Below are 20,116 nucleotides of genomic sequence, written 5' to 3'. Positions count from 1 at the left end.
GGCCCGGACCCGGACGAATATTCGATGTCGACGAGAGTGGGATTTCGATGAGCAACCTCGCACCCGTGGCGGTGGCCCTGGACGCGCCCGACCTCGACCGCGCGCTCGCGTGGGCGAAGGCCGTGGGCCCGCACGTGAGTACGGTCAAGGTCGGCCTGGAGGTGTTCCTGCGGGACGGCGCGGACGCGGTCCTGGGCGCGCGGGAGGCCAGCGGCGGGCGGGACGTGTTCCTGGACCTGAAGCTGCACGACATCCCGAACACCGTGGCGGGCGCGGTGCGTTCGGTCGCGCGGCTGGCGCCGACGTATCTGACCGTGCACGCGAGCGGCGGGACGGCGATGATCCGGGCCGCGGCCGACGCCGCGCCGGAGGTGAACATCGTCGCGGTGACCGTGCTGACCTCGATGGCCGAGGAGGACCTGACGGCGATCGGTCTGGCGGGCCCTTCGATCGAGGCGGCCCGACGGCTGGCCGGGCTCGCGGTCGCGGCCGGGGCGCGCGCGATCGTGTGTTCGCCGCGCGAGGTCGCGGCGGTGCGGGGCGAGGTGGGACCGGGCATCGTGCTGATCACCCCGGGGGTGCGGCCGGCGGGCGCGGCGCTCGGCGACCAGAGCCGGGTGGCCACGCCCGAGCAGGCGTTGGCCGACGGCGCGGACCTGCTGGTGATCGGGCGGCCGATCACGGGTGCGGCGGACGTCGGCGAGGCGGCGCGGGAGATCGGCGCGGCGCTGGCGGCGCGCTGATTGCGGCGGCGCGCGGGTGGGGCGGGCCCGGTCGCCGGCCCTTGCCCGGGCCGCGCGCCGGCTCGCGGATGCCGCTGTGGCGTGCGTGTGGCCCCGGACCGGGCGTCCGGTACCCGGGAGCGCCGGGAGTGCCGGACGCGGCCCAGGGGTGCTTCGAAGGCGCTCTCGGGCCGTTGCGGCGGGCTCGCGGCGTGGCCGCCGTACCGTGCGGATTGCTCCGGGCGGGAGCGATCGAGTCCGTGCCGCCGAGCCCGGCGCGGCCGGCGTCCGGGATCGGAGTGTGGTCGCCGTGCGCAAGAGCGCCGGGAGGGGGTGCGGAGGCGCTGGCGGGTCCGGCGACCGCCCCGCAGGCGTCCGACGCTCCGTCAGGTTCGGGTTTTGTCGCAGGTAGCCGGGCTTTTCCCATCGATTCGGGCGACGCGGACCGATTCGCCGACTAGGCTCCCTCGTGAGCCGGCCCGGTGGAGTGTCGCGCGTTGCCGCGAACGCTCTGACCAGCTAGGTTCCACTGTTTGTTGGTGGCCGTCCGAGCCGGGCGGCCTTGAGGATCGCAACGAAGTCCGAGGTGACACGGCGTGGCTCTCCCACCCCTGACCCCCGAAGAACGCGCGGATGCGCTCGCTAAAGCCGCTGCGGCTCGGCGGGAGCGCGCCGAGGTGAAGAACCGGCTCAAGAACTCCGGTGCTTCGCTCAGCGACGTCATCAAGGAGGGCAAGGACAATCCGGTCGTGGGCAAGATGAAGGTATCGGCCCTCCTGGAGTCCCTCCCCGGCGTCGGCAAGGTGCGCGCCAAGCAGCTCATGGAGAAGCTGAACATCTCCGAGACCCGGCGCGTCCGCGGTCTCGGCACGAATCAGATCGCAGCACTCGAACGGGAATTCGGTGGCTCCGCGTCCTGAACCGGGCGCCGGCTCCGATCCCCGTAACGTGCACGGCACCCGTCGACTCATCGTGCTCTCCGGCCCCTCCGGGGTCGGCAAGAGCACGGTGGTCGCTGACCTGCGCCGCCGTCACCCCGAGGTTTGGCTGTCTGTGTCCGCGACCACACGAAAGCCCCGTCCAGGGGAGACCGACGGTGTGGAGTACCACTTCACCGACGGCGATCAGTTCGACAAACTGATCGCTTCCGATGAACTGCTCGAATGGGCCGAATTCGCCGGGAACCGCTATGGGACCCCGCGACTGCCCGTGCTCGAACGGCTTGACGCCGACGTTCCCACCCTGCTCGAAATCGACCTGCAGGGCGCCCGGCAGGTACGGCAGGCGATGCCCGAGGCACGCCTGGTGTTCCTCGCCCCGCCCTCGTGGGACGAACTGGTCCGCCGTCTGGTGGGCCGGGGGACCGAGTCCCCCGAAGTCATCGAGCGGCGCCTGGCCGCCGCGAAGGTCGAGTTGGCCGCGGAATCCGAATTCGACATGACGCTGGTCAACACGTCCGTCGAAGACGTCGTACGCGAACTGCTAGCCTTGATGAACGTATCTTGATCGTTCGGGCTGCCCGATAGTCACCAGGCAGCCCGACTTTCACCCACAGCTTTCACAGCTTTTCGAAGGGCCCCCGCCTTGTCAGCTTCTTCCACCGCACCCGAGGGCATCATCAACCCGCCCATCGACGAGCTCTTGGAGGCGACCGACTCCAAGTACAGCCTCGTCATCTACGCGGCGAAGCGTGCTCGGCAGATCAATGCCTACTACTCGCAGCTCGGCGAGGGCCTGCTGGAATACGTGGGTCCGCTCGTGGACACGCACGTGCACGAGAAGCCGCTGTCGATCGCGCTTCGCGAGATCAACTCGGGCATGCTGACCGCCGAGCCCATCGAGGGCTGAGCGAGTCACGCGACTCGAATGCGCTGTATCGCTGGACCGCTGGACACGAAGGGCTCGACGGTGTGCCGTCGGGCCCTTCGTGCGTCTTGATCCTTGATCGCGTATGGCGTACCTGTGACCTGGGCGCCGACACGCGCGCCACGCAGGTGATCCGGAGGGTGGGCGACGAGGGTGGACCGGATCGAGAGCGGCGCGCATGCGCCGAAGGCGGGCGCACGACCGCTGCCCGTGGACACGCTGCTGGACGCGCCGTTGGCCCGCGCCGGCGAGCGGGCCCGGGAACTGCGCGAGGCGGGCTTCGACGGGGTGTTCACCTTCGAGGGCCCCACCGACGTGTTCCTGCCCCTGGTGCCCGCCGCCGCGGCGGGCGTGGACATCATGACCAACATCGCGGTGGCCTTCCCGCGCAGCCCCACCCATCTCGCGCACACCGCCTACGACCTGCACCTGGCCTCGCACGGCCGGTTCCGGCTCGGCCTGGGCACCCAGATCCAGGCGCACATCGAACGCCGGTACGGCGCGAAGTGGTCGCGCCCGGTGGCCCGGATGGCCGAGACGCTGCGCGCGGTCCGGGCGGTGCTCACGTGCTGGCAGCGGGAGACACCGCTGGACTTCCACGGCGAGTTCTTCGACCTCACGCTGATGCCGCCGACGCTGCGACCGGGGCCGAACCCGTACGGGCTGCCGCCGCTGCTCGCGGGCGGGGTGGGCCGGCGGATGATCACCATGGTCGCCGAGCACGCGGACGGGCTGCTCGTACACCCGCTCAACACCGACCTGTTCGTGCGCGGCCCGGTCACCGACGCGGTCACCGACGGCCTGGTGTTGTCCCAGCGCACCAGGGACGGGTTCTCGGTGATGCTCGACGTGATCGTCGCGGCCGGGCGGACCGAGGAGGAGATGCGTGCCGCGATCAAGGGCGCCCGGGCGATGGTCGCGTTCTACGCTTCCACGCCCGCCTACCGGCCGGTGCTCGACGTGGAGGGCTACGGGCCGTTGCAGGCCGAACTGCACGCGCTGATCCGGGCCGGCCGGTGGTCGGACATCCCGCACGCGGTCGACGACACGCTGCTGGGCCGGGTGGTGGCGATCGGCGACCCCAAGGACGTCGCGGCCCAACTGGCCTCGCGCGCCCACGGGGTCGCCGACCGCCTCGGGTTCTACCTGCCCTATCGGGCCGACCCGGCGTGCGTGTCCGAGGTGCTGGACGAGCTGCGGGCGCTCACCTGAGCCGGCCCCGTCCGCGGCCTACCCCAGTCGTCCCACCGCGCGGCGCAGCCGCTTGAGGTCGCGCAGCCGGCGCTCGTAGCCGGCGCCGATCACGATCAGCAGGACGCCCGCGGTGCCGAGCACGGCCCAGCGCGGCACCGCGTCGTACACCGGCGCCAGGTGCGGCAGCAGGTGCACCAGGCCGACGGTGGCCAGCACCGCCGCGCCCAGGAACAACGGTGCCTGGAGCCGGAATCGCGCGCCGACCAGGAGCGTGGCGATCGCCGCCGCGCCGAGCAGGCCGGGCCGGATCGGCTCGCCCTGGCTCAGCGCGAGCGGCAGCGAGGGCAGCAGCAGCACCGCGAGCGGCGCGCCATACCCGGTCCACGAGGTCGTCTCCGGGTCGGCACGCCGGCGCAGGAAGCCCTCGGCCAGCAGGGCCAGGCCCAGCGGGATCGTGTACGCCTCCCGGTGGGTGACCCCGAGCAGCGCCAGCCGTACCCAGTAGGCGGCGAACAGCAGCGCAATGGCGGTCGGTCGGGCCGACCGGCGCAGCGGTCCGTCCGGGGTGGTCGCCGCGGCCGAGCCTGCGGCGGCCAGCGCGAGCCAGATCTGCTCGGGGGCCACCACCAGGGTCGCGACGGCGGCCATGAGCACGCAGCACGCGGCGACGAGCGCGGTCGCGAGGCCGGCGGCGGCGTCGGAGCGCGGGAGCCGGGCGGTGGTGACGTACAGCAGGGCGGCCGTGCCGACCGCGACCAGAACGGATACGGTGGGTGCGGCGTCGAGGCGGTGCAGGGTGGCCGGCACCGTCGCGGTGAACAGCGCGACGGTGGCGGGTGCCCAGATCGGGCGTGCCTCGCCGTGCCCGCGGATCGCGCTGTGCAGGGTGCCGGCGGTGACGACGGCGAGCGCGACCGGCAGCAGGCCGCCGGACTGTGCGATCGACACGAGCGCCGCGACCATGGCGACCCCCTCGATGGTGAGCGCGGCCATCGGCAGATCGTGCAGGTAGGTGGCGACCACCAGCAGGATCGCCGCCGCGCACGCGCCGGCCACCGCTTGACCGGGCACCCCGACGTCGAGCCGGTAGAGGGTGGCCGCCGTCGTGGCGTACAGCAGGACGGCGGTCGCGGGCGCCCACCCGGGCCGCAGCGCCGTGCGGCCGAACAGCGCGCCGCACAGGGTGGCCCCCGCCGCGATCGCGAACGTGACGGGCGAGGTCGTGCGGCCGACCAGGAGGGCGACGAGCAGGGCCGCGCCCGCCGTGCCCTCGATCGCCAGGGCGACGGCGGGTCGACTCGCGGGCACGGTGGCGAGCGGGAACAGCACGGCGGCGGCGATCACGGCGGCCTGCGCGGTGCCGGGCCGATCGGCGCCGAACGCGTGCGCGCCGGCCGCGATCGCGCCGACCCACCACACGCAGGCCGCGCCGGCCCAGGCCGGCCGGGTGGTCGGCAGGTCGCGGAGCGCGCCGACCAGGCACGTCGGCAGGGCCGCGGCCAGGCCCACCGCGAGCGGGACCGGGGCGTGCGCCGCGGCGAGGAGGCCGATCGCCCAACCGGCGCCGCCGACCAGGGTCAGCGCGCGGGTGGTCGCGGCCTTCGGGCGCAGCGCCACCGCGATCAGCGTGACCAGCGCGCACAGCAGGGCGGACACGAGGCCGGTCGGGGCCTTCGCGGCACCCGCGTGGTGTGCCGCCATCGCGGCGTCGGTGCAGGCCACGGCGAGGGCGAGGCCGGCCGCGATCGGTCGAACGAGCGGGTCGAGGAGCGCGGGGGTGGGGCGAGGCCGGTGGTCGGCGGTGTGGGGATGGTCGCTGCCGGGGTGGTCGTCGGCGGCGGCTCGGTCGCCTGCGAGGCGATCCTGTGGCGGGGTGAACGGGTTATTGGTCGAGTCCTCGGGGGCGGGTGATCGGTGGTTGTTCGACTGATGGGTGGCTGCTCGGTCGGATGGCCGGGGGTCGGAGGTCGCGTCGGCGTTCGTGTCGGCGTTCGTCTCGGGGGCCGCCTCGGCGGTCGCCCGGTTCGGCTCCGGCGACAGGCGTCCCGGTGACAGGACGGCGGTGAGCGTGAGGCCGGCCGCGCCGAGGGCCCAGACCGTGATCGAGGTCAGCGGGTGCGCCGTCGCCCACGTGAGGGCCACGATCCCGTGCGCGAGGGCGACGAGGGGCAGCCACGGGCGTACCCGCCCGGTCAGGGCCCACCCGCCGGCGGCCACCAGATGCCAGCCCAGCGCCGCCCACAACGGCAGATCCAGGGCCGGCGGCAGGACCAGGAGCAGCCCCTCGACGACGACCGCGCCGGCCACCAGGGTCGGCGTACGTCCGGGCCGACCGCGCAGCAGCGTCACCGCGGCCAGCGCCACCGGCAGCGTCAGGGGCAGCAGTACCAGCGGCGCCAGGCCGAAGTCCCAGTCGCCGTCCGGCAGTATCGCGTTTCGTGCGCCCACGCCGGCCGAGTCGATGCTCCATGCGCGGGCGGGCCACGACAGCGGGCCCACCAACGCCATCACCGGCGTCGCGATCACCCAGAACGCGGGCGCCGCCGTCAGCGGCGCGAGCACCGCGAGCGGTCCGGCCCGGAACGCGCGCGGCACCGCGAACAGCGGCGCCATCGCGACCAGGACCACGATCAACAGACCCACACCCGCCCACGCGATCGGCAGGTCCGAGTCGTCGGCGGGCCGGGTGGCCACCAGTAGGGCCACGGCCGCCAGCGAGCCGGCCATCGCTGATCCGGATGCCAGGTGGCGCACCGCGGGGGAGCGACGCAGCGTGAACGCGATCCCGCCGGCGATCGCGGCGAGCCCCAGCATGGTGGCCGCCGCCGGGCCGCTCGGACCCTCGACGAAGGTCAGTACGACCGCCGCCAGCCAGTAGCACAGCACGCCGACCTCGGTGACGATCCGCAGCCCGCGCGCGGCCCGGGCGTAGACCCGGCTCAGCAGCGCGACGTCGACGGCGGCCTGGAGCCCGAGCCCGACGGCCAGCGGCAACAGCGACGAGCGACCCACCCCGAACCACGCGATCAACAGCGGCAGCGGACCCTGGAGCAGCACCGCCGCCGAGACCCGCAACGCGCGCAGCGGCGCCACCATCGAGCCCAGCGCCGCCGCGCCGCCGACCGCGAGCATGGTGCCGGCGGCGACCAACACCGCGCTCCCGTCGCGCAGCCCGGCCAGGTCCGCGGCCCAGGCCGCGTAGCCGTCGAGCAGGCCCATCGCGACGGTGAGCGCGGCCATCGCCTCTGCGGTCGCGGGCAGTTCGCGCCGCTCGGCGACCGCGGTGCCGGCCGCGGCCATCACCAGGGCCAGCGCCATCACCAGGGCCCGGCCGCCGGTGCCGGTGCGATTCCAGGTGACCGCGACGAACACGAGCGCGGCCAGCACCACCAGCAGCACACCCGCGCCCAGCACGATCCGGGCCACCCGACGCCGCCCGACCTCGGCCATCTCGCGCAGGCGCGCCGCGGGCGGCTGGGTGGGGACGGGCTGGGACACCGGCGTCTGTGTCTGTGTCTGCGTCTGCGTCGGAGGCGGGGCGGGTGCCGACGGCTGTGTCGCCGGCGGCGCCAGAGGCGGGCGGGTGAGCGCCCGGTGCGCCTCGGCGCGCATCGCCTGAAGCAGTGCTTCGCGCTGCCGCAGAAGTTGCGCCGCCGACACGTTGACCTGCCACAACCGGTCCGCCTCCGGCCCGCTCAGGCGAATCGCACACCGGTGGCAGCGATCGGTGCGCGGAATCCCCAACTCCCGCGCACAGCCGGGACACCGCGTCGCGTCGTCCAACAGCCGTTCGTTCAACATCGACGTCATCTCCCCCGATGGAATACTCGCCACGATGCTGGCAGCGCCGGCGGGACGGGACATCCGTACGAGTACTCAGATTCCGGCCCGTCGTGCGGGCGTCCCGCGCGGAGTGCGGTGCGCGGGGGCCGCCCGCGACGGCCGGTCGGCAACCGCCGCCCGTGCGACACGAGATCGAGCCGCCAGGGGCGGTGTCGTAGGCTCGCCGTGCCGGTCGGAACACGGGTCGGCCGCGACGGAGGACCAGGAGCAGCGATGAGTACCGGATCTCGACCCCGCGTCGTCCTCGGCGTCGCGGGCGGCATCGCCGCGTACAAGGCGTGTGAACTGCTGCGCAGACTGACCGAGTCCGGGCACGAGGTCCGGGTGGTGCCGACCGCGTCCGCGCTCAACTTCGTCGGCGCGGCCACCTGGTCGGCGCTGTCCGGGCAGCCGGTGGCCACCGGGGTATGGGACGCGGTGCACGAGGTGCCGCACGTACGGATCGGCCAGAACGCGGACGTCGTCGTGGTCGCGCCGGCGACCGCCGACATGCTCGCCAAGGCCGCGCACGGGCTCGCCGACGACCTGCTCACCAACACGCTGCTCACCGCGCGATGTCCGGTGGTGTTTGCGCCGGCGATGCACACCGAGATGTGGGAGCACCCGGCCACGGTGGAGAACGTCGCGACGCTGCGCCGGCGCGGCGCGATCGTGATCGAGCCGGCCGTGGGCCGGCTGACCGGCAGGGACACCGGCAAGGGCCGACTGCCCGACCCGGAGCAGATCTTCCAGGTGGTCCGGCGCGCCCTCGCGCGCGGGGCGACCGCGCCCGATCTGGTCGGCCGGCACGTCGTGGTCACCGCCGGCGGTACCCGCGAGCCGCTGGACCCGGTCCGCTTCCTGGGCAACCGCTCGTCCGGCAAGCAGGGCTACGCGCTGGCCCGCACCGCGATCGCCCGCGGCGCCCGGGTCACCCTGATCGAGGCCAACACCGGCCTGCCGGATCCCGCCGGGGCCGACGTGGTGCACGTGGGTACCGCGCTCGACCTGCGCGACGCGGTGGTCAAGGCGGCGGCGGACGCGGACTGCGTGGTGATGGCCGCGGCGGTCGCCGACTTCCGGCCCGCCAACCGGGTGGGCGGCAAGATCAAGAAGACCGACGCGGAGCCGGACCCGATCACGCTGGTCAAGAACCCGGACATCCTCGCCGAGCTGGCGCACGACCGGCTCCGGGCCGGTCAGATCGTGGTCGGCTTCGCGGCGGAGACCGACGACGTCCTCGCCAACGGCCGGGCCAAGCTCGCCCGCAAGGGCTGTGACCTGCTCGTGGTCAACCAGGTGGGCGAGGAGTTGACATTCGGCACGGATGTCAACGAGGCGATCGTGCTGGCCGCCGACGGTGCCGAGACGCCGGTTCCGCACGGTCCGAAGGAGGACCTCGCGGACGTGGTCTGGGACCTGGTCGTGCCCCGTTTCGGCTAGTTCGTCGGCCGAATCGAACGCCCGATCGCCCCAAGTTCACACAAAGTGAGCAACGCCACGCCGTCCATTGCGTGGGACACCCAGTCCCCCGTCGGGGGTCGGGGGGATAAACTCGGGCCCAGTATTCGGTGGACCCGCCCGTCCCGAGCTGTCCGGACGGTCCGGGTCCACCTGCCAGCCAGCAGCCGCTGCAACCCCAGGGAGCGATGTGTCCCGCCGTCTGTTCACCTCTGAGTCCGTGACCGAAGGTCACCCGGACAAGATCGCCGACCAGATCAGCGATTCCATCCTGGATGCGCTCCTCAAGGAAGACCCCAAGAGTCGGGTCGCCGTCGAGACGCTGATCACCACCGGTCAGGTGCACGTGGCCGGCGAGGTCACGACGCAGGGCTACGCCGACATCCCCACGATCGTGCGCGAGCGCGTCCTGGAGATCGGCTACGACAGCTCGAAGAAGGGCTTCGACGGCGCCTCGTGCGGCGTTTCGGTGTCCATCGGCGCGCAGTCGGCCGACATCGCCCAGGGCGTCGACACCGCGTACGAGAACCGGGTCGACGGCGACGAGGACGAGCTGGACCGCCAGGGCGCGGGCGACCAGGGCCTGATGTTCGGCTACGCGTGCGACGACACCCCCGAGCTGATGCCGCTGCCGATCACGCTCGCCCACCGGCTGGCCAAGCGACTCGCCGACGTGCGCAAGAACGGGACCATCCCCTACCTGCGCCCGGACGGCAAGACCCAGGTCACCATCGAGTACGACGGCGACCGCCCGGTCCGCCTGGACACGGTCGTGGTCTCGTCGCAGCACGCCTCCGACATCGACCTGGACTCGCTGCTCGCGCCGGACATCCGCGAGTACGTGGTGGAGCCGGAGCTGGCCGATCTGGGCATCGAGACCGAGGGCTACCGGCTGCTGGTCAACCCGACCGGCCGGTTCGAGATCGGCGGCCCGATGGGCGACGCCGGACTCACCGGTCGCAAGATCATCATCGACACGTACGGTGGCATGGCCCGGCACGGTGGCGGCGCGTTCTCGGGTAAGGACCCGTCGAAGGTGGACCGCTCGGCCGCGTACGCGATGCGCTGGGTGGCCAAGAACGTGGTGGCCGCCGGCCTCGCCCGTCGGTGCGAGGTGCAGGTCGCGTACGCGATCGGCAAGGCCGCGCCGGTGGGCCTGTTCGTGGAGACCTTCGGCACCGAGTCGGTGCCGGTGGCGACCATCCAGGCCGCCGTGGGCACCGTGTTCGACCTGCGGCCCGCCGCCATCATCCGCGACCTGGACCTGCTCCGGCCGATCTACGCCCAGACCGCCGCGTACGGCCACTTCGGTCGCGACCTGCCGGACTTCACCTGGGAGCGGACCGACCGCGTGGACGCGCTCAAGGCGGCCGCGGGCGCCTGAGCCTTCCGCCGATCGTTTTACGCAGTCTTTTTTCGCTGCCGGCCGCGGCGCGGACCCTTCGGGGCGCGCGCCGCGGCCGGCGGCGTTTGTTTCGCGGACGATGGTGACCGGGGCGGCGGTCGGTGGTGACCGGGGCGGCCGACGTCGAGGGGCCGCGCGATGCCGGCGCGGGCCGGGCTCAGGCGGCCTGGGCAGCCATACGCAGGCGGGTGACCAGGTCGGCGCGGTCGCCGCCGGCGGTCATCGCCGGGTGCGCGTGCAGCGCCTCGACGGCGTCGCGGGCCTGGGCCCACAGCCGGGCGTGCTCCTCTTCGCTGAGCTGCCCCGCATGTCGGGCGATGGCCTCGTAGGCGGCGTCTCGGGCCCGCTGCAACTCGATCAGGTCCGCCGGGATGGGCTGTTCTGACATACCCCACAGCTTACGAGAGACCACGTAAACACAGGGTTAGCGCCAAATTGCGGCAGACCCCACGCCACGTCCGTTTCAGATGGCCTCGTGATCACGGCCGGGCTGATGTTGCGGGTGGCGCGGTATTCGGTACTCGGTCACCGGCGGCATGCAGAAGATGGTCAGGTCGCACGCGACGCCGACCGCCTGGGTGGGGGTGTGGCCCAGGTGCAGCGCGGCACGCGCGTACTCCCAGCCGGAGCCGATCGCGCCGTAGTCGTAGTAGAAGACGTCGAAGTCGTTGCTCGTCTCGAACAGTTTGCCGTCGAACGCGAACATGAACTCCGACTTGGGCTCGAAGCTGGACAGCTTGCGCTTGCCCCACTCGACGAACTCGGCGTAGAACTCCAGGATGTCGCGTTCCTCGGCCGACGCGGGCGTGTGCGTGTCCAGGAACAGGCGCATCAGGTTGATGTCGCGCAGCAGTCCGGCGCCGCCGAAGATCAGGCTCTCGCCGATCTTGTACAGCTTGGTGCCCTCGGTCTTGGCCTGACCCCAGGTCACCTGGGAGTCGGCGGCGATCACGATCGACTCGTCGATGATCTTTCCGGCGACGACACTCATCAACGCCCCCCGTACGTACGGCTGATGCGAATCCGGACGTGCCCGTTCAGGATCGCAGAGGGGCGGGCTTCGGCGCAGGCGTTCGAGGTGGCGCGGGACGGCTTCCGCCGGACGGGCGCGGTCGTGCGGCCCGCCCGGCGGTCGCGGTGACGCTCGGCCGACGGGTCAGAGGCGGACGACGACCTGCTCCAGCGGCTTGCGGTGGATGTCGGGGACACGTGCGTCTTCGGCCGGGTATCCCACCGGGATGACGTAGGCGGCGCGCTCCTCCTGGGGGCGGCCGCACACCTCGTTGAGGAAGCGCATCGGGCTCGGCGTGTGGGTGAGCGTGGCGAGGCCGGCCTGGTGCAGCGACGCGAGCAGGAGGCCGACGGCGATCCCGACCGATTCCTTCGTGTAGTAGGGGCGCGGTGAGTCCGGTCCCTTGTGCACCTCGAACACGACGATGACGACCGGCGCCTCCTCCAGGAAGGGCTTGTGCCAGTCGGTGCCGATCGGGGCGAGGGCCTGGAGCCATTCCGCGGACGCGCGGTGTTCGTAGAACTCGCGCTCCTCCTGCTCGGCGGCCTCACGCAGGTGGCGCTTGCGCTCGGGGTCGGTGAGCACGACGAAGCGCCAGGGCTGCACGTTGGCGCCGCTGGGCGCGGTGCCCGCGGTGCGGATCGCCCAGTCGACCACGTTGTCCGGGATCGGCCGGGAGGAGAAGTCGCGGACGGTGCGGCGTTGGGCCATCACGTCGTGGAAGGCTCGGCTGCGGGCTTCCGCCTCGTGGGCGGGGACGCCGCGGTGCCGGTGCGGAACCGTGGGGTATGTGGGTTCGTCGACCATGGCGCACAGCACAGCACGGCGCGGGGGTTCGACGGAAGGCCCGCTCCCGGTCGACCGCGGTCCGCTTACCCGAGTGGGTCACCCGGCAGGCCGAGTCGCCCCGATTCGGGTCGACTGGTGGGGCCCGGGCTCCCGTTCGAGGTCCGGCCTCCCGCCCCGGAAGGACGTTCGCGATGACGGACCAGCGGTTGCCCGCGCCCGTTCGGCGGCTGGTCGCCGCCGCGAACGCCGGCGACGCGGAAGCGTTCCTGGACGCGTTCGCCGCCGACGGGTCGGTGAACGACTGGGGTCGGGTCTTCACCGGGCGGGACGCGATCGCACGGTGGAGCGACGCCGAGTTCGTCGGAGTACGGGTGACCCTCTCCGTCACCGCCGTCCGCGAGGACGGGGACGAGACCGTGGTGACCGCAGACGTCGGGGGCGACGGGTTCGACGGACAGTCGGACTTCTCGTTTCGTGTGGCGGGCGACGTCGTGCGCGAGATGAGGATCAGCGGGTGAGCAGTGGTACGGGCGGCGTTCGCCGGAGGCTGTGTTTGTGCTTGTGCCTGTTGTGCCCGGGCCCGGTTGCCGGGCGGCGGGCCGACGTCAGCGGTTGAGCAGCGATTGTTCCGTTTCGGTGCGTTGCGGTTCGCTGAGCGAGATCGTCGGCGCGGGAGCGCTGGTCCGGGTGATCCGGAATTGCCGGCCGGTGCTCGCGACGGTCACCACGGAGCCCGCCCAGGCTTCGGTCACCCGTCGGGCCAGGTCCGCCTCGGCCACTCCGGCGTGGGTCAAATCCTCGCGCAACCCTCGGGCCGCGGACTCCCGAGTCCCGGTGTGCAGCGTCTGCCATTCGTCGCGGCTCGTCTCGCGTGTCTGCGCCTCGTGCATTCCGTCCGCTCCCTCCCCGGCCCCAGGACCGGGCTTTCCGTCCCTTGCCCCCTGGACCACCCTGCGCCGGCGATCAAAGATCGTCCAAATCCATCAGGAAAAATCAGCCTCAGGCATGAGACGGGTTGAGATGTCTACATCGTTGGAACGAGCGGTTGGGTGGGCTGTGAGCCCGGTGGTGGGGGAATCGCCTCCAACCGGTCGGAAGCGCCGCGGGCGGGAGTCGGCCGAGGCGCCTCGGTTCGGCAGTCGGCCGGGATGCCCCGGCGCGGCACTCGGTCGGGATGCCTTGGCTCAGCAGTCGGCGCCAACCGGGACACGCACCTTCGTCTGCAACCCGCGCGAGCGCACGACCAGGGTGAGGCAGCCGGGCCGGTCCACGTAGTAGCCGCCGGGGAAGGCCGTCCAGGAGTTCGCCGTGGAGCCGGTCGTGCAGCCCGGGACCCGGACGGCGACGGCGGAGGACTGGCCGTTGCCCCAGCCGATGGACGCGCCGTTGCCGGGCGCGGGCAACACCTCGATGTCGACGACGGCGCCGTTGCGCACCATCAGGCCGGATTTGGCGAACAAGGGGTGCAGGTACTCGGTGCCCGTGGACTTGGTGGTCTGGAGCCTGCGGCCGGTCTCCAGGGCGACGTCGCCGAGGACGACGGTCGAATCGCTCGTGGGCTCCGGGCGTTCGCCGATGGTGTGCAGGCAGTTGATGGTCAGGGTCGGCTCGGGGCGGACGTCGGCGACCTCGGTGGGCTCCGGAGCGCGGTCGACCCTCGCGGGTCCGTCGGCCCTGTCGTCGGGTCCGTCGTCGCCGTCGGAGCCGCATCCGGTGGCGGTGAGCAGAAGACAGGTCAGGACCGTGGCTACGCGCAAGCGATATTCCGGCACCCGGACATGCTGCCAGGCGGGGCCGCTCCCGGGCGGCCCCGAATGAACCGGCCGGCGCTGGGCAAGGTCACTCGGGTCGCGGGGGGACGGGGCCGAGCCCTGGACGCACGGCACGAGCACTTCAGCGGAAGGTGGCAGGCGATGAGCGACGACACTCCGGACCCGACCGAAGACTCCCCGGACACACCGGGCGACGACGGCGTACTCGGCCCCGAGGACACGCTGTCGACCGACGACCTGTCGTACGACCCGCTGGACACCGGGATCCTGCCGCCGGACCGCTGGTCGGCGGCGGAGCGTTACGGCAACACTCCCGAGGAGGAGCGACGCGGCGAGTCGCTCGACCAACTCCTGGCCGAGGAGGAGCCGGACGTCTCCGTCGACGACGTCGTCTCGGACGAATGGGAGGGCAGCCCCGACCCCAGGGCGGGGCGGCTGGTCGCCGAGGACGAGGGTGCCCACGAGGACACCGAATCGGAGGCGGTCGCCCACGACGTCGGCATCGACGGCGGCGCGGCGGGCGCGGAGGAGGCGGCGATGCACATCATCCCGGAGGAAGAGGTCCCCTAGACGGAACAGGTCCCGTGGACGCGAGCGCGGGCCGGTACGCCCGGTGCGACCGCGTCGCGCGGGCGGACAGGGGGCCGGGCGAGGGGTGCGGGTGCGGGTGCGAGTGCCTGCGGTGCTGCCTGTCGAGTATCCGCGCTCGTCCCGGGTGAGCCGCATTGTTCGTCCCGGTTCCTGTGCTCGTTCGCCTCTGCCCGCGCTCGCGCCCGCACTTCGTGTCGGCCCTCGCCCGCGCGCCCGCGCCTGCTCTCCGCGTCGGCCCTCGCTCCCGTGTCTGCCTCCGCGTTCGCGTCTGCCTCGGTCGTCGGCGCTCGTCCGCGCGTCTGCGCCCGCGCCTGCTCTTCGCGTCGGCCCTCGCCCGCGCGCCCGCGTCCGCGCGCCCTCCGTCGTTGGCGCTTGCACCTGCCTCCGTGTCGGGCTCCGCCCTCGCGTCTGCGGCTGCGCTTGTTGCGTTCGTGTTCGTGGCGTGTCGTGTTGGGGTCAGTCGGTAGTGGGGGCACTGGGGGGCAGGAGGGTTTCGGGGGTGGGTTCGGGGCCGGTCAGGGGGCGGCCGTCGAGGAGGTCGAGGGTCGCGGACAGGCTCGCGGCGGCGGCTCGTGCCGCGCCGGCGGCGAGTGGGTCGCCGGTGTGTGCGGCGAAATCGGCGAGTTCGCGGTCGGCTTCGGGGCGGTCGGCGATCAGGGTGTGGCGCAGGTCGGCCAGCGGGCCGGCGATCCAGGACTCCGCCTCCGACTCGGTCTCGGCGACCCGGCGCATGGCGTCCACCCAGCGGCTCACCGTGCCGAGCGACTCGCGGGCGTACTCCAGCAGCCTGCGTCGGGCCGGCCCCTCCAGGCGGTGCCCCTTGCCGTTGCGGAACTCCTCGTCGATCGCGGAGAGTCGGTTCTCCAACTCGTGGTGCTTGGTGAGCCGGCGCAGCGCCTCGGCGACCTCGTCCACGTCGCTCCGTTCGTTGCCGGCCGCCAGCCGTAGCAGTCGGCCCAGCAGGCCGTCCTCGGGTCGCCACCACAGTTGGGCGATCGAGGTGGCGCGTGGGAAGCGCAGGTGGCGCGGGTGCAGCAGGGCCTCGGCGGCGTCCGCCGCGCACGTGGCGGCGCCGGCCTCCGCCTCGGCGAGGGCTTCCAGCGCGCCGAGGTTGCGGGCGCCGCCGAGCAGTCCCTGCGCGGAGCCGGTGGCGATGTGTCGGGCCAATGTGGCCACGGCGGGCAGGTCGCTCAGCCCGGCGGCGGCCTCCTGGAGCAGGCCGTACGTGCTGTGTCCGCACAGTACGGCGGCGCGCGCGGCCGCGGCCACGGTCAGCAGTTGGGTCGCTCGGTCGTGGCCGGGTACGCGCATGGCCATTTCGTCGAGTTCGTCGCGCAGGGACAGCGCGAGGGCGCCGGTGTCCGAGCGCGCGCCGTTGGCGTAGGCGAGGGCGCGCAGCGCGGATTTGCGCTCCGGAGCGTCGGCGGACATTGCCCGCACGGCCGAGGCGTAGTCGCCCCGACCGATCAACTCGCCGATCAGCGTCGCGGAGTCGGGACCGGGGTCGGGTCGGGGGGCGGGCTCCGGGTCGGGGTCGGACTCGATCGGCACCGTGCCGACGGTCTCGACCCCGCCGCCGCCATCGTCGGCGTCGTCGGCCCGGCCGTCCGTGTCGGCAGCCGCAGCCTCCGCCCCCGACGACGGATCGTCGGCGTCGAGCGGTGGAGCCTCGGGCGTCGGGGCGGGTTCGGTGTCGCTTGTGCTCTCGGGTGCCGTCCCCGTTTCCTCGGCGATCGGCGGGGGCGTCGCGGCGTGCGGGGTGGCCGTGGTCGGTGTCTCGTCCCAGGACAACCGGCCGCGCAGCGCGGCGTTGACGATGGTCGGGTCGGGCAGGTGTGGGCGGACCGTCTCGGCCAGTGCGTCCACGCCCTCGTCCCGGTCGGCCGCGATCTCGTCGATCAGCGCGCCGAGATCGGCCAGGGCCAGTACCCGGCGCCGGTCGGTCGGCTCCCAGTTTTCGTGACGCGTACTCAGATCGGTTGCCAGCTCGCGCAGTTCGGTGATCGCCGCGCCGTGCATCGACGGGCCGACGAGATTCCGGAAGCGGTCCACGCCGGCGAGTTCCCGGGCGTGTACGGCGGCCTCGTGCACGGTGATCGCGGCGGCCAGCCCCGGTCGGTCCTCGGGCAGTGTGTCCGGCTCGGCGCCGACCAGCGCGCCGACCGCCTCTCGGGCTTCCGCGACGGCTGGACCGACCAGCGCGAGCATGGTCAGGTCGGCCTCCTCCGGCGCGCGGCCGGCCGCTACGGAGGCGGTCACCGAGTCGGCGGCGGCCCGGGCCCGGCCGAGCGCGTCGTCGAGCGAGCGCAGCGGCGACGGGGGTTCGCTCGCGCCGCACATCCGGTCCCGGCAGAACGCCTCGAACCGCCGACACGCCGTCACCACGTCGGCGATCACGTCTGCGGGCCAGCCGGGCAGTGCGAGATCGGCCTCGGTCAGCGTCAGTCGCAGCAGCGCGGCGGCCTGACAACTGAACCCCCAATCGGCGATCGCGGTGAGCCGGATCAGATCGGGGGTCAACGTCGTGGTCTTCAGGCTTTCCAGGATCTCGCCGTCCAACGCCTCCGAGTCGGTGTCCAGGGTCGCGGGCAGCAGTACGCGCAGCACCGGCAGGGTGACGACCTGGGCGGTGTAGCCGCGAACGCTCGCGGTCTGTTTGCGCAGCCGCTTGAGCGCGTGTTCGGCGATCGCGGGAGTGGGGCGGCGCGCGGGCGGTACCCGCAGCGCGCGCAGCGTGTCGGTCCGGGTGGGGTTCGGCAACCGCCACAGGGCGTCGGCCAGGACGTCCGGGGCGATTGCCGCCAGACAGTCCACGAGCGGATCGCCGAGGCGGGCGAGTTGGACCGCGACCGCCGACTTCTCCCGGGCTATCTCCTGTTGATCGTGATCCGGATGATCCAGGAAGGGTTGCAGTTCGCCCGACGAGGTCGCCCACCACAACCAGTCGACACTGCGGGATCGTGGCTGACGCACCATGTTGGCCTCCCGAGGGAGAGGGGGCTGGTCTCTGGTTATACCGCCGCCGGCCCGAGATGCGGATGGTTCCGCCGGAATCGCAAGGAATGAGCGCGGGTCGATCGACGCTACTTATACCCCTGTGGGGTATAAAGGGTAAGTCGATGGCGGGCGAGAAGGGAAGCGGCATGGAGCGCGGGCGGGCTGAGCGGGACGGACGAGACGCACACGCGGGCCGCGAAGGACCGGGCGAGGGTGGCCGTCACGAGGGGCACGCGGCGCACGCGGGGCATGCCGCGCACGAAGGCCCCGCCGGGCACGGCGAGCCGCGAGGCCATGCGGGGCACGGAGGCCACCAAGGCCACGACGAGCACCAGGGGCACGGCGGTCACACCGGGCACGCCGAGATGTTCCGCGGCAAGTTTCTGCTGAGCCTGCTGCTGTCGCTGCCCGTGCTGGCGCTGAGTCCGATGTTCGCGGACGTGCTCGGGTACGAAGAACCGTCGTTCGCGGGTTCGTCCTGGATCCCGCCACTCCTCGGCACGGTCGTGTTCGGCTACGGCGGATGGCCTTTCCTGACCGGCGCCCGCACCGAACTCGCGGCCCGGCGTCCGGGGATGATGACGCTGATCGCGATGGCGATCACGGTAGCCTTCGTCGCGTCCTGGGCCGCGACGCTGGAAATCGCCTCGCACGAGCTGGACTTCTGGTGGGAGCTGGTCCTGCTGGTCGACATCATGCTGCTCGGCCACTGGCTGGAGATGCGCGCGCTCGGCGCCGCCTCGGGCGCCCTGGACGCACTCGCGGCGTTGCTCCCCGACGAGGCGGAACGGGTCGGACCGGAGGGGGAGTTCCAGCGCATCCCGGTGGCCGACCTGGCGGCCGGCGACACCGTGCTCGTCCGCTCCGGGGCACGCGTCCCGGCGGACGGCCGGATCGCGGACGGGGCGGCCGAGTTCGACGAGTCGATGATCACGGGCGAGTCCCGAGCGGTGCCGCGCGGTGCGGGTGACACGGTGGTCGCCGGCACGGTCGCGGTGGACAGCGCGGTGCGGGTCGTCGTGACCGCGACCGGCGAGGGCACCCAACTCGCGGGGATCCGTAGGCTGGTCGCCGAGGCGCAACAATCCCGGTCCCGGGCCCAGGCGTTGGCGGATCGGGCGGCGGCGCTGCTGTTCTACTACGCGGCGGGCGCGGCGGTGCTGACGCTGGTGGTGTGGTCGCTGCTCGGCGAGGGCGGGTCGGCGATCGAGCGGACCGTCACGGTGCTGGTGATCGCCTGCCCGCACGCGCTCGGGCTGGCGATCCCGCTGGTGATCGCGATCTCGACGGAGCTCTCCGCGCGGCAGGGCATCCTGGTCAAGGACCGGATCGCGCTGGAGCGCATGCGCAACGTCGACGTGGTGTTGTTCGACAAGACCGGCACGCTCACCCGCGGAGCGCCCGCGGTGACCGGGGTCGCGGCGGCACCCGGCCGGGACGAGGGCCAGGTGCTGCTGCTCGCCGGCGCGGCCGAGCGGGAGAGCGAACACCCGCTCGCCCGGGCCATCGTGCGCGCTGCCGAGGAGCACGGAAAGCCGGTCGTGGCAAGCGGGTTCCGGTCCATGACGGGCCGAGGCGTCGAGGCGGACGTGGCCGGCACCCGGGTGCGGGTCGGCGGGCCGGCGTTGCTGCGCGAGACGGCCGTCCGCGTGCCCGACGGGCTGTCGGCGACCGTCGGGGACTGGGTCGGGCGCGGCGCGGCCGTGTTGTACGTGCTGACCGGTGACGAGGTGGCCGGGGCGCTCGCGCTGGAGGACGAGATCCGCCCCGAATCCCGCTCCGCCGTCCGTGAGTTGCACACCGTGGGAGTCCGCGTCGGGATGCTCACCGGGGACGCGCGGCAGGTCGCCGAATGGGTCGGGCGCGACCTGGGGGTGGACGAGATCTTCGCCGAGGTACTGCCCGGCGACAAGGACGCCAAGGTCGCCGAACTCCAGGCCCGGGGCCTGCGCGTGGCCATGGTCGGCGACGGCGTCAACGACGCGCCGGCGCTGGCCCGAGCCGACGTCGGCATCGCGATCGGCGCCGGCACCGACGTCGCGGTGCAGTCGGCGGGTGTCGTGCTGGCCTCCGACGACCCGCGCGCGGTGCTCGGCGTACGTCGCCTGTCCACCGCCGTCTACCGCAAGATGCGGCAGAACCTGGCCTGGGCGGCGGGCTACAACCTCGTCACCGTGCCACTGGCCGCGGGTGCCCTGGCCTGGGCGGGTGTGGTCCTGCCGATGGAGGTCGGCGCGATCCTGATGAGCCTCTCCACGGTCGTGGTCGCCCTCAACGCCCAACTCCTGCGCCGCCTCGACCTCCGCCCCGGCGCGCACGAGGCGTGATCAACCGGCGGCGCGGATCCGGCGCCGCCGGAACTTCCGCCACCGAGCTTCCGAGCCTGTCGTCCAGGGCTTTGCGGGTGGTGGGTCTCGAAGCTCGTCATACGCGGACGGTGGGGTGCGCGGGCGGGAGTCGGCGGGTGGGTCGGTCGGTACGCTGC

Annotated in this window: 17 protein-coding genes; 10 read left to right on the top strand and 7 right to left on the bottom strand. The window is 73.0% G+C overall.

What is annotated here, in order from left to right; genetic code table 11:
• Positions 1-47 precede the first annotated feature (47 nt).
• The 5 genes from pyrF (at position 48) to ACIRL2_RS31495 (ending at position 3,800) form a co-directional block, all read left to right on the top strand.
• Positions 48-743: an orotidine-5'-phosphate decarboxylase gene (gene pyrF / locus ACIRL2_RS31515; RefSeq protein ID WP_395871864.1), complete on the top strand. Its 696-nt coding sequence runs from the start codon at positions 48-50 to the stop codon at positions 741-743.
• 575 nt (positions 744-1,318) lie between these two features.
• Positions 1,319-1,642: an integration host factor, actinobacterial type gene (gene mihF, locus ACIRL2_RS31510; protein WP_026218483.1), complete on the top strand. Its 324-nt coding sequence runs from the start codon at positions 1,319-1,321 to the stop codon at positions 1,640-1,642.
• Between the two features lie 28 nt (positions 1,643-1,670).
• On the top strand, positions 1,671-2,228 hold the full coding sequence (gene gmk / locus ACIRL2_RS31505) for a guanylate kinase (protein ID WP_395871862.1): 558 nt from the start codon (positions 1,671-1,673) through the stop codon (positions 2,226-2,228).
• Between the two features lie 78 nt (positions 2,229-2,306).
• The gene (gene rpoZ, locus ACIRL2_RS31500) at positions 2,307-2,570 is read left to right on the top strand and encodes a DNA-directed RNA polymerase subunit omega (protein ID WP_020551792.1); all 264 of its coding nucleotides are present in this window, start codon (positions 2,307-2,309) and stop codon (positions 2,568-2,570) included.
• Positions 2,571-2,741: 171 nt separating this feature from the next.
• On the top strand, positions 2,742-3,800 hold the full coding sequence (locus ACIRL2_RS31495; RefSeq protein WP_395871860.1) for a TIGR03617 family F420-dependent LLM class oxidoreductase: 1,059 nt from the start codon (positions 2,742-2,744) through the stop codon (positions 3,798-3,800).
• A gap of 18 nt (positions 3,801-3,818) precedes the next feature.
• Here the strand turns inward: ACIRL2_RS31495 and ACIRL2_RS31490 are convergent, their stop codons facing one another.
• Positions 3,819-7,583, bottom strand: coding sequence for an SCO7613 C-terminal domain-containing membrane protein (locus ACIRL2_RS31490; RefSeq protein WP_402236550.1), 3,765 nt, complete (start codon positions 7,581-7,583; stop codon positions 3,819-3,821).
• A 255-nt stretch (positions 7,584-7,838) separates the two neighbouring features.
• Here ACIRL2_RS31490 and coaBC point away from each other — a divergent pair, with 255 nt between their 5' ends.
• Together coaBC and metK are read left to right on the top strand one after the other, a co-directional pair.
• Positions 7,839-9,047, top strand: coding sequence for a bifunctional phosphopantothenoylcysteine decarboxylase/phosphopantothenate--cysteine ligase CoaBC (gene coaBC / locus ACIRL2_RS31485; protein WP_402236547.1), 1,209 nt, complete (start codon positions 7,839-7,841; stop codon positions 9,045-9,047).
• Between the two features lie 208 nt (positions 9,048-9,255).
• Complete coding sequence (gene metK, locus ACIRL2_RS31480) at positions 9,256-10,449, top strand: methionine adenosyltransferase (protein ID WP_395871852.1); 1,194 nt, start codon at positions 9,256-9,258, stop codon at positions 10,447-10,449.
• 178 nt (positions 10,450-10,627) lie between these two features.
• Here metK and ACIRL2_RS31475 read toward each other — a convergent pair whose 3' ends face one another.
• The 3 genes from ACIRL2_RS31475 to ACIRL2_RS31465 form a co-directional block, all read right to left on the bottom strand.
• Entirely contained in the window at positions 10,628-10,858 is a 231-nt protein-coding gene (locus ACIRL2_RS31475; RefSeq protein WP_360319589.1) for a hypothetical protein, read from the bottom strand.
• A gap of 75 nt (positions 10,859-10,933) precedes the next feature.
• Complete coding sequence (locus tag ACIRL2_RS31470) at positions 10,934-11,461, bottom strand: hypothetical protein (RefSeq protein WP_395871849.1); 528 nt, start codon at positions 11,459-11,461, stop codon at positions 10,934-10,936.
• A gap of 165 nt (positions 11,462-11,626) precedes the next feature.
• Entirely contained in the window at positions 11,627-12,289 is a 663-nt protein-coding gene (locus ACIRL2_RS31465) for a nitroreductase family protein (RefSeq protein WP_395871847.1), read from the bottom strand.
• 173 nt (positions 12,290-12,462) lie between these two features.
• Here ACIRL2_RS31465 and ACIRL2_RS31460 point away from each other — a divergent pair, with 173 nt between their 5' ends.
• Positions 12,463-12,789, top strand: coding sequence for an SgcJ/EcaC family oxidoreductase (locus ACIRL2_RS31460; RefSeq protein ID WP_402236543.1), 327 nt, complete (start codon positions 12,463-12,465; stop codon positions 12,787-12,789).
• 87 nt (positions 12,790-12,876) lie between these two features.
• On the opposite strand, the gene ACIRL2_RS31455 is transcribed toward ACIRL2_RS31460, so the two are convergent.
• Together ACIRL2_RS31455 and ACIRL2_RS31450 are read right to left on the bottom strand one after the other, a co-directional pair.
• Positions 12,877-13,161: a hypothetical protein gene (locus tag ACIRL2_RS31455; protein WP_395871843.1), complete on the bottom strand. Its 285-nt coding sequence runs from the start codon at positions 13,159-13,161 to the stop codon at positions 12,877-12,879.
• A 294-nt stretch (positions 13,162-13,455) separates the two neighbouring features.
• On the bottom strand, positions 13,456-14,043 hold the full coding sequence (locus tag ACIRL2_RS31450) for a hypothetical protein (protein WP_402236540.1): 588 nt from the start codon (positions 14,041-14,043) through the stop codon (positions 13,456-13,458).
• Positions 14,044-14,184: 141 nt separating this feature from the next.
• On the opposite strand from ACIRL2_RS31450, the gene ACIRL2_RS31445 reads away from it, so the two are divergent.
• Positions 14,185-14,613, top strand: a complete 429-nt coding sequence (locus tag ACIRL2_RS31445) for a DUF5709 domain-containing protein (protein ID WP_395871839.1) — start codon at positions 14,185-14,187, stop codon at positions 14,611-14,613.
• 477 nt (positions 14,614-15,090) lie between these two features.
• Here ACIRL2_RS31445 and ACIRL2_RS31440 read toward each other — a convergent pair whose 3' ends face one another.
• Positions 15,091-17,610, bottom strand: coding sequence for a hypothetical protein (locus ACIRL2_RS31440; RefSeq protein ID WP_402236538.1), 2,520 nt, complete (start codon positions 17,608-17,610; stop codon positions 15,091-15,093).
• Between the two features lie 143 nt (positions 17,611-17,753).
• Between ACIRL2_RS31440 and ACIRL2_RS31435 the strand changes: the two genes are divergently transcribed.
• The gene (locus ACIRL2_RS31435) at positions 17,754-19,958 is read left to right on the top strand and encodes a copper-translocating P-type ATPase (protein WP_402236535.1); all 2,205 of its coding nucleotides are present in this window, start codon (positions 17,754-17,756) and stop codon (positions 19,956-19,958) included.
• Positions 19,959-20,116 lie beyond the last annotated feature (158 nt).

This window comes from Embleya sp. NPDC127516 (assembly GCF_044765325.1).
Lineage (GTDB): Bacteria > Actinomycetota > Actinomycetes > Streptomycetales > Streptomycetaceae > Embleya.
This window is presented reverse-complemented; position numbering and strand designations above follow the sequence as displayed.